Origin of the sequence: Schlesneria paludicola DSM 18645 (assembly GCF_000255655.1) — a bacterium.
In the GTDB taxonomy this organism is placed as follows: Bacteria; Planctomycetota; Planctomycetia; order Planctomycetales; family Planctomycetaceae; genus Schlesneria; species Schlesneria paludicola.
In genome coordinates this window covers 577,826-595,133 of the sequence record NZ_JH636435.1, presented here as the reverse complement: position 1 = coordinate 595,133, position 17,308 = coordinate 577,826, and the positions used below count along the sequence as shown (strand labels likewise).

At 56.2% G+C, this 17,308-nt stretch carries 11 protein-coding genes; 7 read left to right on the top strand and 4 right to left on the bottom strand.

Annotation, left to right across the window (positions count from 1 at the left end; translation table 11 throughout):
* Positions 1-34: 34 nt before the first annotated feature.
* Positions 35-844 (top strand): hypothetical protein, encoded by an 810-nt coding sequence (locus tag OSO_RS44325; protein WP_040592571.1) that lies wholly within the window; start codon positions 35-37, stop codon positions 842-844.
* A 380-nt stretch (positions 845-1,224) separates the two neighbouring features.
* On the opposite strand, the gene polA is transcribed toward OSO_RS44325, so the two are convergent.
* From polA to OSO_RS0119890, 3 genes are all read right to left on the bottom strand, one after another.
* A complete protein-coding gene (polA, locus tag OSO_RS0119905; protein ID WP_010584927.1) occupies positions 1,225-4,104 on the bottom strand; it encodes a DNA polymerase I in 2,880 nt (959 codons plus the stop codon).
* 200 nt (positions 4,105-4,304) lie between these two features.
* Positions 4,305-6,332, bottom strand: a complete 2,028-nt coding sequence (locus OSO_RS0119900) for a YjhG/YagF family D-xylonate dehydratase (protein ID WP_010584926.1) — start codon at positions 6,330-6,332, stop codon at positions 4,305-4,307.
* Between the two features lie 472 nt (positions 6,333-6,804).
* Positions 6,805-8,220, bottom strand: coding sequence for a HAMP domain-containing sensor histidine kinase (locus OSO_RS0119890; protein ID WP_010584924.1), 1,416 nt, complete (start codon positions 8,218-8,220; stop codon positions 6,805-6,807).
* 206 nt (positions 8,221-8,426) lie between these two features.
* On the opposite strand from OSO_RS0119890, the gene OSO_RS0119885 reads away from it, so the two are divergent.
* Positions 8,427-9,029, top strand: coding sequence for a peroxiredoxin (locus OSO_RS0119885; RefSeq protein WP_010584923.1), 603 nt, complete (start codon positions 8,427-8,429; stop codon positions 9,027-9,029).
* Between the two features lie 119 nt (positions 9,030-9,148).
* Here OSO_RS0119885 and OSO_RS44320 read toward each other — a convergent pair whose 3' ends face one another.
* The gene (locus OSO_RS44320; protein WP_010584922.1) at positions 9,149-10,171 is read right to left on the bottom strand and encodes a ligase-associated DNA damage response exonuclease; all 1,023 of its coding nucleotides are present in this window, start codon (positions 10,169-10,171) and stop codon (positions 9,149-9,151) included.
* A 567-nt stretch (positions 10,172-10,738) separates the two neighbouring features.
* Between OSO_RS44320 and OSO_RS44315 the strand changes: the two genes are divergently transcribed.
* The 5 genes from OSO_RS44315 (at position 10,739) to OSO_RS0119850 (ending at position 17,267) form a co-directional block, all read left to right on the top strand.
* Positions 10,739-11,014, top strand: coding sequence for a DUF485 domain-containing protein (locus OSO_RS44315; protein WP_050986166.1), 276 nt, complete (start codon positions 10,739-10,741; stop codon positions 11,012-11,014).
* Between the two features lie 66 nt (positions 11,015-11,080).
* Positions 11,081-12,835 carry a sodium/solute symporter gene (locus OSO_RS0119865; RefSeq protein ID WP_010584919.1) on the top strand — a complete coding sequence of 585 codons (1,755 nt, stop codon included), beginning with the start codon at positions 11,081-11,083 and terminating at the stop codon, positions 12,833-12,835.
* 63 nt (positions 12,836-12,898) lie between these two features.
* Entirely contained in the window at positions 12,899-14,461 is a 1,563-nt protein-coding gene (locus OSO_RS0119860) for a sulfatase family protein (RefSeq protein ID WP_010584918.1), read from the top strand.
* 34 nt (positions 14,462-14,495) lie between these two features.
* Positions 14,496-16,118 (top strand): sulfatase, encoded by a 1,623-nt coding sequence (locus tag OSO_RS0119855; protein WP_237729317.1) that lies wholly within the window; start codon positions 14,496-14,498, stop codon positions 16,116-16,118.
* 285 nt (positions 16,119-16,403) lie between these two features.
* Positions 16,404-17,267: an HAD family hydrolase gene (locus OSO_RS0119850; RefSeq protein ID WP_010584916.1), complete on the top strand. Its 864-nt coding sequence runs from the start codon at positions 16,404-16,406 to the stop codon at positions 17,265-17,267.
* Positions 17,268-17,308: the final 41 nt, after the last annotated feature.

Below are 17,308 nucleotides of genomic sequence, written 5' to 3'. Positions count from 1 at the left end.
GACGATGCGTCGATTTTCCAAAACAGAGAGCAGCATGATGAAACTCAATGATCCACGACTCACACTAATCGCGGGGTTGGCACTCGTACTCCCTATAAGTGGGGCGTTAGGGGCTCAAGGAGTTCCGGTGAAGGCAGGTCGAACGCTGCTCTCGGCTCAAGCTCAGTCGACAGCCGCCCCCGTGGCGGCACCTGGAACACCCACACCAGGGGCTCCGACGCCGATTGATGCCGCTGCTCCCACGCCTTCATTGGCGCCGACACCGATTGTTCCGGTGCCGGCGACAACTCCCTCTCCTCCGGCAACCGGATCAGGTGTGACCACCGCTCCAATGCCCTTGGGGACGCAGCCGGAACTCGCCCCCACGAATCGTCCGCCAATGGGCCTGCACTACGGCGAACAGGAGTATCTCGATAACCTGTACAAGCAGGATACTCGCCCATTGTCACCGTATTCTGGGGGAGCCGCACCGGGAGTGAATGGAGTTCCGTTGCATGGCGACGGGACACCCATCACTTCGGTACCCGGGGTTGTAGATCGCTTTGGTATCGCACCGCCGCCGGGCACGTTGGGACAAACCTACAAGCGTCGGTCTCGTCTTCTGGAAGACACCAAACATCCTCGCGTCGGCGTGGTTGAGGTCTATCTTCCCGAGAACGTGGATGTGACGGCCAAGGGTTTGAAATCAAAATGGACGGGAAAGGTGTGGCGACTGGAGTCGGATTCACTGATCCCGGGGATTCCTCACATCTATGAGATTCGCGCCTCATGGGGTGAGGGAACGGAACCGCAAGTTCGTACGGTGCGACTGATCATGGGCCGCATTGTTGATCTTGAATTCTAGGTAGGATTGGTGTCGGTTGGTATTTGTTGTGGGGCAAAGATCGCGCTCCTCGACGAATCGAGGTTGAATGAATGCGGCGGATGCGGGTGTGGACGTGAAAATCACGTCGCTGAGCATGTGTCTTTCGTCTCACCCGAAGCCAACGGCGACGGTTATGTTCAATTGAAACCAAAACTGACACGGTTGATGTTCGGCGGAAGGGCTGGGGGAACAGTCGTGCCCGGGATAACGCGGGCAACTCAGGTCAAGTGGTCCCGGTTCCGGGCACTACGCCGCAAGGGGCGGAAATCTTCATCATGGATTTCCGCCCCATTTTTTTAAGACCTCTCTGCATTCACAGACGCGAACGTCGCGTCATCATTGATGGCGACCACTGATCGCTATTCGACGCCCAGCCAGTTGTCGCCCGTGGCGATGTCGACGACCAATGGCACGTCCAGTGTGATTGCGTGCTCCATCTCATATTTTACGAGTTCAATCAACGAAGGGACATCCGCGTCCGGTGCTTCAAAGACCAATTCGTCATGAATCTGCAGCAGCATCCGGGCGGGGTGCGATTCACGTTTCAACCGGGCGCTAATTTGGATCATCGCCTTTTTGATCAGATCGGCAGCCGATCCCTGGATGACCGAATTTACCGCGGTTCGTTCCGGCATACTCAGGTTCGGGCCGCGCTGCAGCCGAATTCCCTCAATAGCGCGGCGGCGACCCATAATGGTTTTTGCAAATCCCGTGTCATGACATGACTGCAGTGTTTCATCAATGAACCGTTTGACCCCGGCGTACTTGGTAAAGTAATCGTCAATGAATTTCGCCGCGACATCTTTCTCAATTCCCAGGACGGCCGCGAGACCGAAAGGGCTCTGGCCATAGATGACGCCGAAATTCACGGCTTTTGCGACCCGTCGTTGATTGGAATCCACGTCGGCAAGCGCCACGCCGTAGACCTCGGAGGCGACCGCCGAGTGAATATCGACACCTTGTTCAAAGGCCTGTTTCAGAGCGGGATCGCCGCAGAAGTGCGCCAGGACGCGCAGTTCAATCTGAGAATAATCGGCACAGACCAGCTTCCATCCTTGCTCCTTGGGGACGAAGGCTTTGCGGATCAGACGTCCTTCCATCGTGCGGATTGGGATGTTCTGCAAGTTCGGATCGCTGGAACTCAGGCGTCCGGTCGCGGCCACGACTTGGTTGAACGAACAATGAATGCGACCTGTCATCGGATGAATCAGGCCTGGCAATGCATCCAGATACGTTCCCTTCAACTTTGACAGATGCCGGTGGTCCATGATCTTCGCGGGCAGGGGATGGAGCAGTGCCAGTTCTTCGAGCACTTCCTGGTCGGTGCTGGGGCCCGTCTGCGTTTTTCGCCGCACCGGCAACTTCTGTTCGTCAAACAGCACTTTTCGCAACTGGATTGGCGAATCGATGTTGAATTCGTGGCCGGCCAGTTCATAAATCTCGCGGATTGTCTGGTCCAGTCGTTCCGTCAGGGCTTCGCTTTGGCGGCGCAGTTCGTCGGCGTCCACACGAATCCCTGTTTGCTCCATTTCAGCCAGGATGGGAATCAGCGGCCGTTCCAGTTGCCAATAGAGGTCGTAAAGTCCCTCGGTCTTCAACCTGTCGCTGATGATGTCGACAATCCGCAAGGTCAGGTCCGCGTCCTCTGTTGCGTACTCGGCCACTTTGTCGACGGCGATGTCGATCATGTTCTTCTGTTGCTTGCCGGTTCCGATCAATGCGGAAATCGGGATCGAGTCGAGTCCTAAATATTTCTTGATCAGAACTTCCAGATTATGTGATCGCGCGCCGGAATCGAGCAGATAGTCGCCTACCATCGGATCCACGCCGAGCTGGTCGAGCGGAATGGAGAGATTCACTCGACTGAGTACCGTCAGATCGTACTTGATGTTTTGGTTGGCGATCTCTGTCCCCGATTTCGAAAAGATCGGGCGCATCGCCTCGACGACGGTGTCTGGATCGAGCAATGCGCTTCCCGCGGGACCTCGTACTGGCAGGTAGTATCCAGAGCCGCCTTCCCAACTGAAGGCCCAGCCGACGATTTCGGCGCGCGTGGCATCGACATGTGTTGTTTCCAAGTCCACGCAGAACCGTGTCTGACGCTTCAGCAACTCAAGGAACTGCAGGAATTCGTCGAGCGTATCAACGGTCTTCCAGCTTCGTTCCGCGGCAGCCACGACTGGCGTCAAGGGCGAATCGGGGAGGTGCGATCCGTCCACAGCAAGTCGGTCGGTATCCGATTCGCCCGGTTCAAGCGGCGGTTCTTCGGTTGCATCTTCGTCGTCAAAAAGCGATCGCTGTCCTTTGAGTTTCGCCTTTGGTTTCTTCGGTGTCGTAGTGGAGGTTGCCGATGAGGTTGCGCGAGCGGGAACAATATTGGCCGGAGCGAATTGCTGAACATCCTCGATCAGACGCCGGAAACCATACTTGCGAAATAGATCCTGTAAGGCCGCGACATCGGGCTGCGGATTCTGAAGCGTTTCCCAGTCAAAGTCGATCGGCAATTCCTGATTCAGCCGTACCAGCTGGCGGCTGAGGTGCGCTTGATCCGCATAGGTTTTTAGGTTCTGTTTAAGCTTATCGCCTTTCACCTGTTCGGAATTGGCCAGCACGTTCTCGAGCGTGCCATAAGTTTGCAGCAGTGTCGCGGCCTTCTTAGGGCCGATCAGTGGAACTCCTGGCACGTTGTCGACGGCATCTCCAACCAGCGATTGAAAGTCCACGACCTGATCGGGGGTGACTCCCCAGTCGAGCAGCAATCCCGACTCGTCGAGATAAGTGTTTTTCCGCAAATTGTAAATCTGGACGAGCGGCCCCAGCAATTGGCGAGCGTCTTTGTCACTCGTGACGATGCGAACTGTGTCGCCGCGGGCAACCGCTTGTCGCGTCAGTGTTGCGATGACATCGTCTGCTTCCCAACCGGCATGTTCAATCAGCGGAATATTGAACGTCTGGATCACTTCCTTCAGCATTTCGATCTGAGGCCGGAGATCCTCGGGCATCTCGGTTCGATTCGCCTTGTAAGCGGCATAGATGGAATCACGAACACCCGGGCCGGGTGATTCCATCGCACAGATCAACCAGGTTGGCTTATGGTCCCGGAGGATCGTGATCAGATCGCGGCTGAAGCCGAAGACGGCGTTCGTCGGCAATCCGGCCGGACTGGTCATCGGCGGGATTCCATGGAACACCTGAAACATCAGCGAAAACGTGTCGATCAGATAGACTGTTCCGGCCATAACCGTCATTTCTACGAAGGGGCTTAGTACAATTGACCAGCGACCGCGCGATGTGATCGTTGATTCGTGTTCTCGAAACACGTTCGACGGAATGGACTGCGGTGTCTGACCTCGTTGGAAACGTAACGTGTTCGTGGCGCTACACGCGGACGATCCCCATCAGGTCAAACGAGTGCAAAACGATGTTCTTCGGCGAGCGATCATCCACCTGATCGCGGTGCCAGCCCCGCTTCGAGCGCGGCCGCGATCTTGTCGACGTCATACACGCATCCAGCCCATGTGCCGCCACCCGCGCGCTGCAGCAGAGCCCACAGCCGAGTCTCGGGGGGTAGGTTCGGATCACAATGCAGCGGTACTGCAGGTGTGCGTTCGGCAAGGATCTTCGCACCTTCTTCAGGTGTCACCCGCTGCTCGGGTGTCCCGACAAAATCGAGTGACCCCGTCAGGTTACGGGTATCGATCTCAATCTGGATCAGGTCGCCATCACGCAACTTGCCAATCGGCCCGCCGTCCAGGGCTTCCGGTCCGATATGGCCGATACAGGCCCCCGTGGAAACACCTGAAAACCGTGCGTCCGTAATTAGCGCGACATGCTTTCCGAATGGAAGATATCGCAGTGCAGACGTAATTTGATAGGTCTCTTCCATCCCGCAACCGAGCGGACCGCGGCACATCAACACGATGACATCGCCCTCTTTGATTGGTGAAAGATTTGGCGAGTATCCATCTGGTTCGGTTGGAGCGCCACGTAGCGGACGTCCTTTGACCGCCGCAATGGCTGCTCGTTCCGAGGTAAAGACACGGGCGGGCCCGGTCTTGCGGTAGACGCCGTCCGCATCGACGACGCTTTTGTCGATCGCCGTGCTCTTGATCACCGAACCTTCTGGAGCGATGTTGCCGATCGGGAACGTCACAGTACTTGTCAGTCCGCGATCACGTGCAGCCGTCGGCGACATGATGACCGTATCAGGATCGACGCCATCACGTTTGACCAGCACTTCTCGCAGACGCTGCCGACGTTCTGAACGTTCCCACCATTCGAGGACATCCCCGAGCGAGCGTCCCGCGACCGTGAGCGCATCCAGTTTCAACAGGCCGAGCGTTCTCAAGTGCAGCATGAGTTCCGGAACGCCACCCGCCAGGAAGAAGCGAACGGTTGGGTGTCCGACGGGGCCGTTCGGCAAGCAATCCACGAGTCGCGGTACTTGGCGATTGATTCGGCTCCAGTCGTCGACAGTCGGACGCGTCAGTCCCGCCTCAAAGGCGACGGCGGGAATATGTAGCAGCAGGTTCGTCGAACCGCCGCACGCGGCATGCACGACCATCGCATTGTGCAGTGCGTCGGGCGTCAGGATGTCGCGAATGGTCTGTTTACGCTGTTCCATTTCGAAGACGGCTCGCGCCGATCGACGTGCGATATCAAGCCAGATCGGTTGACCCGAAGGTGACAGTGCCGAATGCGGCAACGCCATCCCGAACGCTTCTGCAACGACCTGTGCGGTGGCCGCCGTTCCCAGAAACTGGCACCCCCCGCCGGGTGAACCACATGCGCGACAACCTGCCTCGGCTGCCTCTTCCAAAGTGATCTCACCGTGGGCGAACCGAGCACCGATTGTTTGAACCTTACCAGCGTCTTCACCCTGTGCCGGGGGCAACGTCACGCCGCCGGGAACGATGACGCAGGGAAGCGTCGATTGCGCGGCGAGCGCCAGCATCATCGCGGGCAGACCTTTGTCGCAGGTCGCGACACCGATCACTCCGCGGCGTGTGGGCAATGACCGAATCAACCTTTTCAGCACGACGGCCGCGTCGTTGCGGTACGCCAGACTGTCCATCATCCCGACGGTGCCTTGAGTGCGACCGTCACAAGGGTCACTGACATAGGCTGCAAACGGCAAGGCTTCGAGTCGATCCAGTTCCTCCGCCGCGGCGCGCATCAGCAGGCCGACTTCGTAGTGACCGGTATGGTAACCCAGGGCGATCGGTTTTCCGTCTTCGCCGCGAATTCCCCCCTGGGTACTGAGAATCAAGAATTGCTTGCGTAAAAGTTGCGTGGGGTTCCAACCCATTCCGGCATTCTGTGTCAATCCAAACAGATCGCCGCTGGGCGAGTTGAGCAATAAATCTTCAGTCAGCGGCAGTGATCCAACAGGGCCAGCGCCATTCGTGGCCACTTCCCACAACGTGGAATCTGAAGAATCGAGGAGCGAGTCGAGAGTCGATGACATGAAACAACAATCCTTGGCGGGCGCGTGTTTGGTGTGGTCGCGACCCAATGTTTGGTCTGTACTTTCCGGCAATCAAGCTGCATTTCATCAAACCGGCATCCCGTCGCCAAGTCGCTCAGACGGATTCCGCCAAAATCCGCGTCGACAAAGCGGTTACGATGTCCACACCGGCTGATTCTCGCTGGTCGTCGCATGGTGATCGAATGAGCACGAATCGCCGATTCCTCACTGGACAGGTGCAAATCGCGAAGTCCGCCCCTGGCAAATAATAACCTCGACCAAGCGGCCATTCGGAATTGAAGTGTGTGCCACTCGGTGGTGCGATGATTGCGGGCAGTCGCAGAAATGCGGAGTTCGAAGGGGCGAGAAGCAAGCGGCAACCATCGTTTTGAGCAACCTCTGACCGGGCGAGTTCCGAGCCGTGATACATACACGAAGATCTGGTCCGCACGATGGACAGGGACCTGCGTCCTCAGGCCGAAAGATTCGACGCTTCAAGATAGACGGTGAAGGTGCTGCCAACGCCGACTTGACTTCTGACTTTGATGTGTCCACCGAAGACCTGGCACAGATGTTTGACGATCGACAAGCCCAATCCCGTGCCGCCCACTTCACGGGATCGCGCCTGATCGACCCGGAAGAAACGCTCGAAGATTCGTCCTTGCAGCTCTTTGGGGATCCCGACGCCGTTGTCTTCGACTTCGAACGTCACCCATTTTCCCTCGTGGCCCGACCGGATATGGATGACGCCTCCGGGCCGCGTGTAGTTGATGGCATTGCCGATCAAATTATCGATTGTCGTTCTTAACCCTTCGGCGTCCGCCTGGCCCATCAGTGGCGAAGTCTTGGCGGTGAATGTCAGTGTCAGTTGTTTTGATTCTGCGATCGCTTGATGTGCGTCGATGCTGGCCGCAAGAACATCATTGACTTCGACTGACGAAACGTGAAACACATGCTCGCCTGATTCAATTCGTGCCAGTTCCAGCAAATCAAGAATCAGCGAGTTTAATCTGTCTCCCTGTTCGTCGATTCGTCCGACGAAGGTTCGAGCGACTTCTGGATCCTCGAGCGCGCCATTGAGCAGCGTTTCGGTATAGGCGGTGATCGCTGCCAGTGGTGTCTTCAGTTCGTGCGAGACGTTGGAGACGAATTCACGCCGCAGGTTTTCCAGCCGCCGCAATTCGGTAACATCGTGCAGCACGAGCACGACTCCAGGACATGGGGTCCCCGGTAGTCGCGATGCAACAACGGCGACCGTCGAGTAAGTCCAGGGGACGGCGACTTCAAGCCGCTTCTGCTGATGTTCGGTCAGTGTCAGTTGAATCAGCTCGTGAATTTGCGGAAGGCGGATTGCTTCCCAGATTCGACGCCCGACAACGTTGAATGATTTCAGGTCGAGGAGCTGAATCGCGGCCATATTGGCGAGCAGGATTTTCTGGTCATGATCGACGGCGATGACCCCTTCGACCATCGCTTCAAGGATCGTCGCCAGTTGCTCGTTGTCACTGGTCACCTGTTGGCGGCTGAGCTGCAATTCTTCGTGCCTTGTTTCCACATTTTGGACCATCTCGTTGAATGCATGGGTGAGTTGGCCCAGTTCATCTTCGTATTCCGCAGCCACGCGGTTAGGGTGTTTTCCCTCCGACAGAATCTGGGCCGCTCGTGTCAGGTCGATGACCGGCGCGACCCAGCGGTGCATCAATTGCGCGGCGAGGGGCAGCGCAATGGCAATCAGGAACAGTTGAGTGACCAGCAGTCTCCACCACAACACGGACACGGGATCTTGCAGCGGAACGGACAGGCCGACCAGTCCCAGGACAATCAGGCAGAACACACTAAATGCGGCTGACAGCCAAAGGACCCGGCGGACAAGAGGCGAAGACAGCATACGACGATCCGTTGGTTGACGCTCAATTTCCCGAAGCCTTATGCTACTCGCAATTCCCAGCTGACTTACAGTGACGTAGAACATTCTTCATCAAACCGTCATCAAAGCGCAGGTCGGGTGGTCCGTCGGCTCGTGTTATTTGCAAACAGATTGTTCTGTGAAATCCAGACAACGTGGGATTTCACGCTAATTGAGAGGAACTTGCCATGAATCGAAATCTTCATCAGATATTCACAGTGTCCGTCGTCGCCGTCGCGACGCTCTGCGCCCAAATGGTCACTTCGGCGCGCGCTGATGGGCCCGTTGACCTGAAAGTTGGCGATGCCGCCCCCGCGTTCGAAGTGAAAGATGACTCAGGTCAGGATTGGAAATCGAGCGATCATATTGGCAAGAAGGTTGTCGTGGTCTACTTCTATCCTGCCGACATGACCGGCGGTTGCACGAAACAGGCCTGTGGATTTCGGGATGATATGAAGACACTCACCGACAAGGGGGTTGAAGTCGTCGGTGTCAGTGGCGACTCGGTGCGAAATCACCAATTGTTCAAGAAGGAATACGGTCTCAACTTCCCGTTGCTTGCCGATACCGAAGGTAAAGTGGCGGAGAAATTTGGGGTGCCGATGTCGAAGGGCGAGAAGAAAGTCGAAACGAAGATTGATGGCAAGGACGAAACGTTCATTCGAAACGTCACGATTCAACGGTGGACGTTTGTGATCGACAAGTCCGGCAAGATCGCCGCGAAGAACTCGATGGTCAAAGCGGCCGAAGACAGTAAGGCGATCCTTGAACTGGTCGAAAAGTTGAAATAATTCGAATGAGCTTTGGGGGCCGGTTGCACATCAATCTTCTGGGTGCAATCGGCTTCGAACTTGGATGGACGCGCTTCGCCGCCATCCCTCAATTCCGCGAACATCGCCGAAAGAAAAACTCAAAGACTCGCGGGGCTTTGGACTTTGGGTGGACGGCGACAACGCGGTGTACGCTGAGCGACCGCGTCATACCCGAGAGTTCGCAATTCAGCGACGAATTCGTCGATATAGCCGTGTGTCACGAAGACTCGCTCGGCACCGGTGGCGGCGATCGCACCCAACAGTTCGCGATGGTCCGCATGATCCGACAACGCAAAACCGCTATGAACGCGGCGTTCGTGCAGCGAATCGGGAAGTGTCATCCAGCCTGACACGAAGGCGTTCTTGTAGTGCCCCAGATGAGGGAACCCTTGTTTCCATCTCGCGGATGGCGGCTGCAGAATCAGCGACCGATTCCATTCGGCGGTTGTCATGCCGGCGTTCGGAACCCGCGCCGCCGAGAGTGTGACACCGCTTTGACGGTAATGCGAATTAACCGTGTCGATGTCGCGGTGCACAAAAATCGGACCAATCGAAGAATCGAGGCCGGCAAGCAGACGCTGGGCTTTACCAAGTGCGTACGCGAACAGGAAACTCGCTTGCCCGTCGGCTTGATTGGCCTGCCACCAATCGTGAATTTCAGAAAAGATCACCTCTTGCGGTTGCCATTGAAAGATCGGCTGGGCGAACGTCGATTCGGTCACGAATGTATCGCATCGAATCGGCTCAAACGTCGCGCAGGTGGCGTCTGGAGCGACCTTGTAGTCTCCCGAAATGACCCAGACTTCACACTTGTATTCGGCTCGGACTTGGGCTGATCCCAGAATATGCCCAGCGGGATGCAGCGAGACATGGACGCCATTCAGATCAACCGACTCGCCGTATTTCAACGACTCGATTCGTGCATGCTGTCCCATGCGCGACCAAAGCACCCACTTTCCGGGTTCTGCTGTGATATAACGCCGTGATCCTTTCACGGCGTGGTCGGCATGCGCGTGAGTGATCACAGCGGTCGAAACCGGCGCCCAAGGATCGACATAAAACGCTCCGCGTGGGCAAAACAACCCCGCTTCGCTCATTTTGAACAACGGCTCGCGCGACATGAAGCTTCTAGTGGACCTTCAAACCTGAATTGACACGTCGATGAACTCGTCGCAAACCTGCTCGCGATTCTTACGAATCTGTCAGGGGCGAGTGGCTGCGCCGCGACCGACGAGACAAGAATGGAACGACCAAAGGATAGCGTGATTGACGCAAACTTACAGGTCTATCTGTGATCCGGTCTCCATCCATCAGGAACTCCGCGAAACGTTCCGTCGGATAACGGGGACTCGCCCTGGCCATTAGGAAAAACGCACTGCATTGCGTAAATCAAGGCACCTGCGCCTGATTCGAACTGGCGTGGAAGCCGTTCGGTCTCCTGACAGCGATGGGCGTACGGAGTCCTCGCGCGGATTCGGTGCCCTGGTCGTGTTCGCGATCGAAGTGTCGAATCTGGGACTTCGATGTGTCTCGGGACGCTCCGCAGTTGTTGCAGTTCGTCCATCCGAGTCAATCGGCCGTTACGGTTGCCGTCACTCGTGTGGCGTGATATTCCTGCTGACCCAATCGGAAGTAGTGAATTCACACCCGTTTTTTGCGCGTTTCGATGCGCATTGTGAGACGTATCCATGGCTGGTCTTGATCACGGAGCTGAGTATCCCAAAGAGGTGGAAGATCCTGTGATCGCGGCGCGTAATGCCCGCTATGGGATGGTGCTCTTTCTGTTTTATTGCATCATTTATGCGGGGTTCGTCGGGGTGAACGCCTTCCGACCAGATCTGATGGAACTGACACCAGCATGGGGCCTGAATGTGGCCGTGCTGTACGGATTCTTTTTGATCGGACTCGCGATGGCGCTGGCGCTGGTCTACTGCTGGCTCTGCCGTGGCCGGCGAACGTCATAAGACTCACGCTTCTCCCGTCAGATTCGCGTTCAATTCTCTCCTCCGGCTCCAGTTCGAAGACCCTTCATGCTCCACTCCCCGTCCGCGTTGTCGGTTATCGTGTTTGGCCTGTTTGTGGCTGTTACGCTGGGTTTGAGCTTTTATTTTGCGGCCAAGACCAAATCCGCGTCAGGGTACTTTGCCGCGGGAGGTCAGATCCACTGGCTGGTCAACGGAGTTGCATTCGCTGGGGATTATCTCTCCGCTGCGTCATTCCTGGGAATCTGTGGGACGATCGCCTTCTTCGGGTACGACGGATTTCTGTATTCGATTGGTTTTCTGGCCGGGTGGGTGGTGGCTCTCTTTGTTGTCGCCGAGCCGCTGAAACGATTGGGGAAATTTACATTTGCCGACGCACTCAACAGCCAGTTTCAATCCCGCGGCATCACTTTGGCGGCGGGAATCAGCACGCTGGTCGTCAGTATTTTCTATTTGATCCCTCAAATGGTGGGTGCAGGTTCGCTAATCAAACCGCTACTCGGCTTTCCCCACGAGGCGGGAGTGGTCATGGTCGGGATCGTCGTCGTGCTGATCGTTGCGACGGCCGGAATGGTAAGCACCACCTATGTCCAGTTTATCAAAGGATCGTTACTGGTCCTGTTCAGCGCGATCCTGACGGTGATGATTCTCAATCGCGGTTTGAAGGTCGACAACAGCGAGCTGGCAAACGCACCTCAGACGCTGGTCGTCAAAAAGGACGGAAGCAAGTTCATCAACGGAATCCCTCAGGGACGCAATGAAGGAGAAGCCGATCTGCGGCCCGTGGGGCATCTAAGTCGACTTCCGGATGGAAAAACCGAAACGGGACCCCTTGGTCCGTTCGAGTATCTGGCCGCATTACAGAACAGTGAAGTCGTGCTTTGGTCGAAGAAGGAATCAGTCGTCGATGGTGAGAAGACGACCACCTGGACTCCCCAACCCACGAGCGGCGCAAAAGTACTGCGCCCCGGCAACAGCCCTCTGTTCAAGGGATTGCAGAAAGATCAATTGGTCGCTCGACTGGATTTTGTGTCGCTCATGCTGGCGTTGTTCTGTGGAACCGCGTCATTGCCACATATTTTGATCCGTTACTACACCGTGAAGAATCAGGCGGCGGCGCGTCTTAGCACGGTTGTTGGGATCGGAACAATTGGTGCGTTCTACGTGCTCACGCTGTTTCTGGGACTGGGCGCGATGACCAGTGGAACACTCGATCTGACCGACTCGAACATGGCAGCACCTCTGCTGGCCAAAAGCTTTGGCGAAACACTGTTCGCCGTGATTTCGGCGATCGCCTTCACGACGGTACTTGGAACTGTCAGCGGGTTGATTGTGGCCGCCAGTGGCGCGGTTGTGCATGATCTTCTCAGCAGCGTATTGCAGTGGAAGATGAACGACCATGAAAAAGTTCGTCTGGGTAAGGCCGCGGCGGTCGTCGTCGGCATTGTGGCGATCGTACTCGGAATTCTCTTTAAAGATATGAATGCCGGTTTTCTGGTCGGCTGGGCGTTCAGTGTTGCTGCGTCCGCCAATCTGCCGTCACTCGTGATGCTGCTCTTCTGGGACCGTACCACCAAGCAAGGAATCACGGCCGCGATCTTCGTGGGGCTGTTCAGTTCACTTGGGTGGATTTTGTTGAGTGCGGATACGTTCCAGAAAGTCTATGGCTATACGGCGGATCAGTCTGCGGCGCTGGCCTGTGTGCCGTTTAGTCAGCCGGGAATCGTGACAATTCCGCTCGGATTTGTGACACTCATTTTGGTGTCGTTGCTGACTAATGGTCGGAAATCCGTAGTGGCCTGACCTGCGTTGTCGGCCAACGACGACGCGTGATGTGAGTCGAACGAACTTTCGAAGAGAGTTGCCATGTCGCATCGTTTGGTTGGCTGTCTCGCGTTCGTCGTGTTGCTGATTGTTTCGTCGCACCGGGCGGTGCATGCCATCGAACCGAAGCGGCCCAATATTCTGTTTATCTTCACGGATGACCTCACCTGTCAGGCCGTCAGTTCGTATGGCGAAAAGCGAAAGTTGTTGTCGACCCCTCACATTGATCGGATCGGCGCCGAGGGGATTCGTTTTGATCGCTGTCTTGTCACCAATTCGATCTGTGGTCCGAGCCGCGCAACGATTCTGACCGGAATGTATTCCCATCGGAATGGCTTCTACAACAATTCCAACAGCCGGTTTGACGGCAGTCAGCCCACTTTTCCGAAGGCGATGCAGGCGGCGGGCTACTCCACGGCAATCATCGGCAAATGGCATCTGATCAGCGATCCGACGGGGTTCGATCACTGGCATATCCTGCCCGGCCAGGGGCTGTACTACAATCCGCCCATGATTCGTAATGGTGAAGAAGTAAAGCACGAAGGCTATGCCACCGACATCATTACCGACCTTTCGATTGACTGGTTGAAGAATCGAGACAAATCAAAGCCATTTGTGTTGATGAGTCAGCACAAAGCGCCTCATCGTGAATGGGCCCCGGCGCTCCGTGATCTGGGCTGGGATCAAGATCGGCAGTATCCCGAACCAGAAACGCTGTTTGATGACTATGCCGGAAGAAGCAAGGCCGTCAGCGACCATGACATGGGGATTGACCGGACGTTCACCGATTTGGACGCGAAGCTGAAACCCCCGCCCAACATGACGGCCGAACAACTCCAGGTTTGGAACGCCTATTACGGCCCTCGAAATGATGCGTTTCGCAAGATGAACCCCCAGGGGAAAGACCTTGTGCGCTGGCGCTATAACCGATACATGCACGACTATCTTGGCTGTGTGAAGGCTGTGGACGACAACGTCGGGCGGTTGCTCAAGTTTCTCGATCAAGAGGGACTCTCACAGGATACGCTCATCGTGTTCACGTCGGATCAGGGATTCTATTTGGGCGAGCATGGCTGGTTCGACAAACGCTGGATCTTCGAAGAGTCACTTCGCAGTCCACTCGTCATGCGGATGCCTGGTTTGGTGAAACCTGGTCAGGTCCGCCATGAAATTGTGTCTTTGATGGACTTCGCGCCGACATTTCTGGAATTGTCGGGGACTGCCAATCTACCCGACGCGCAAGGACGCAGTCTCGTCCCGTTGATGAAAGGCGAAACCCCGGCGGATTGGCGAAAAAGCTTGTACTACCACTACTACGAGTTTCCGTTGCCGCATCGAGTTCGACCGCACTACGGCGTGATCACCGACCGTTACAAGCTGGTTCATTACTATCTGCCAGATGTCGACGATTGGGAACTGCTCGATCGAGAAAAAGATCCCAATGAAGTGAAGAGTTTTTACAACGATCCCGCGTATGCGGATGTCGTCAAAGAGTTGCGTGCGGAATTGGATCGGCTGCGGGTGGAAGTTAAAGAAACTGGCGCCCCACCACGCGCCGCGCACGGGAATCGTCCATTCGACAATGAGCCGAAATCGACGAAGTGATTGATGGACCAGGATGCCCGGGCCGGAGATGGGGATGTGGATGCTTCGCGATACGCGCCAACAAATCGTTCGATGGGCTCGAACTGATTTCCTGTATCGATTTCCGTTGGTCAGGACCTTCCGTTCCATCGGTTGGCTGATCGCTTTTGTGTTCGGGCTGAGCTTGCCCCCTTCGTCCATGGCGGATGAGCCCCGGCAGCCACGCATTCGGCAACGTGCACAGTCGGCCTCGGACGTTGCCGATCGACCGAACGTCCTCTTCATCGCCATTGATGACCAGAACGATTGGATTGGAGCCCTGGGGGGGCACCCGCTCGTAAAGACGCCGCGGATTGATGAGCTGGCGCAGCGAGGAACCGTCTTTCTGAATGCACATTGCCAGGCTCCGCTCTGCAATCCGTCTCGGACCAGTCTGATGCTGGGGCTGCGCCCCTCGACAACGGGCGTTTATGGGCTTTCGCCGTGGTTTCGAAGTGTCGACGAATGGAAAGATCGGGTGACGCTGTCACAGCATTTCCAGCACCACGGCTATCGCACGCTGAATACTGGAAAGATTCATCACGGAGATGCGGGCGGACCTGAAAAACGCGGACAGGAGTTCGACGTTTGGGGGCCTGGAAGCAGTATCGGGGCAAAACCTGCGCAGAAACTGATCGGCCCCACCCCGATGGGCAACAACCCGCTGATGGACTGGGGCGTGTTTCCACACAAGGATGAAGACAAAGGCGACTATCAAATTGCCAGTTGGGCCGTCGATCAAATTAGGACCTTGCCCAGGGACCGGCCTTTCTTTCTCGCCACAGGGTTCTTTTTACCGCATGTCCCATGCTATGCGACTCAAAAATGGTTTGATCTGTATCCAGATGACGATTCGGTTCTTCCAAGCGTGAAATCCGATGACCGCGATGATACGCCGCGATTTTCCTGGTATCTGCATTGGCACCTGCCCGAGCCACGTCTGAAGTGGTTGCAAGAGAATCATCAGTGGCGAAATCTGGTCAGGTCGTATCTCGCCAGTACCAGCTTCGTCGACGCGCAAGTCGGTCGGCTGGTGGATGCGCTTGAGGAAGCGGGGTTGGCGGACAAGACAGTGATCGTGCTCTGGGGCGACCACGGGTGGCATTTGGGTGAGAAAGGAATCACCGGGAAAAACTCGCTATGGGATCGCGGAACCCGTGTCCCATTGATCTTTGCCGGACCTGGCGTGACATCAGGTGGACGTTGCACACAGCCTGCAGAGTTGCTCGACATTTACCCGACGCTGATTGAGCTGTGCGGACTTGGGGGGCGTCCGGATCTCGAAGGTTTGTCCCTCGTTCCACAACTCAAAAATGCGGAGGCCAAGCGGCTGCGACCGGCCATCACGACGCACAATCGCGACAATCACGGCATTCGCAGTGAACGCTGGCGGTATATTCGATATGCGGACGGAAGCGAAGAGCTCTACGACATCCAAAACGATCCTCGCGAATGGGACAATCTCGCGTCAAAAGCCGAATATGTTACCGCGATTGCGGAACACCGAAAGTGGATTCCCGCTACGAATGTCGCGCCCGTAAAACACAGCGCCGTCCGGCTGCTGACTTACGATCCGGCAACGGACGAAGCCAATTGGGAAGGCAAAGTCGTGCGACGGACAGATCCGATTCCTGAGTGATCCCATCCGTGACGGCAGTGGAAACGACTTCAATTTCTCATTGCTTATTCTCACTCTGCGCCTCCGTGCCACTTTGCCTCCCCATCCTCCGCTGGGCCCGCTGAACGTTTTGCGCACTTCGGAAGCACATTGGTGCAAAGGGAGGCACAGAGACGCGGAGGCGCAGAGATAAAACGCCAGAATTCCAGCGTGAAGATCGAGGTGCGGGCCGCGTTGTCGTTGGTCGCGAGACCAATTAAGATCTAGCCGCACGTCATTGGTAATTTTTTATCGCTGGAGTTGAGAATGTCCGAGTCGACCGAAACTGCACCGCGTTCTGCAGCTGATCCACGCTGGCCAAGTGTTGAATTGCCCAAACCGTTGACCCCACGTCCCAAGCTAACGCATGCGGTGTTTGATTTCGACGGGACCATCTCGCTGATTCGTCAGGGATGGCCTGAGGTGATGGTTCCGATGTTCGTGGAAATGCTCGGACCAAAGCCCGGCGAGAATGAAACCGATCTTCGCCGGATGGCGTGGGACGACATCATGCGTCTCAACGGCAAGCAGACCATTTATCAAATGATTCAGTTGGCGGATCGTGTTCGCGAACGTGGCGGTGAACCACTCGAACCACTCTGGTACAAGCACGAATACCTGCGACGGCTCGAAATCCGCACGCACGAGCGAACGACGGGACTTAGAAACGGGACCGTGAAAACCGAGGAACTGCTGGTACATGGCGTGCGCGCATTGCTCGACCACCTGCAGCAAGAAGGGGTGACACTGTATCTCGCCAGTGGCACCGACGAATATGCGGTCAAAGACGAAGCCAATCTGCTCGACGTGACCCGCTATTTCGGGACTCATATCTACGGAGCACTCGATGATTACAAGCAGTTCTCGAAAAAGATGATCATCGATCGAATTCTGCGTGAGAACGAAATCGACGGCAGTCAGTTGATCGCCTTTGGCGATGGCTATGTCGAAATCGAGAATACCAAGGAAGTCGGTGGCCTGGCGATCGCCGTGGCCAGTGACGAAGCCAACAATGGATCAGGACGTGTTGACGAGTGGAAACGAAAGCGACTTTTGGGCGTTGGCGCCGATGTCGTCATTCCCGATTACCGCGACGCTGTCCCCTTGGTCAAGTTCGTGATGGGAAAATGACGGTCCAATCCTATCCTGGCATGGCGTTCAATGATCGAAGT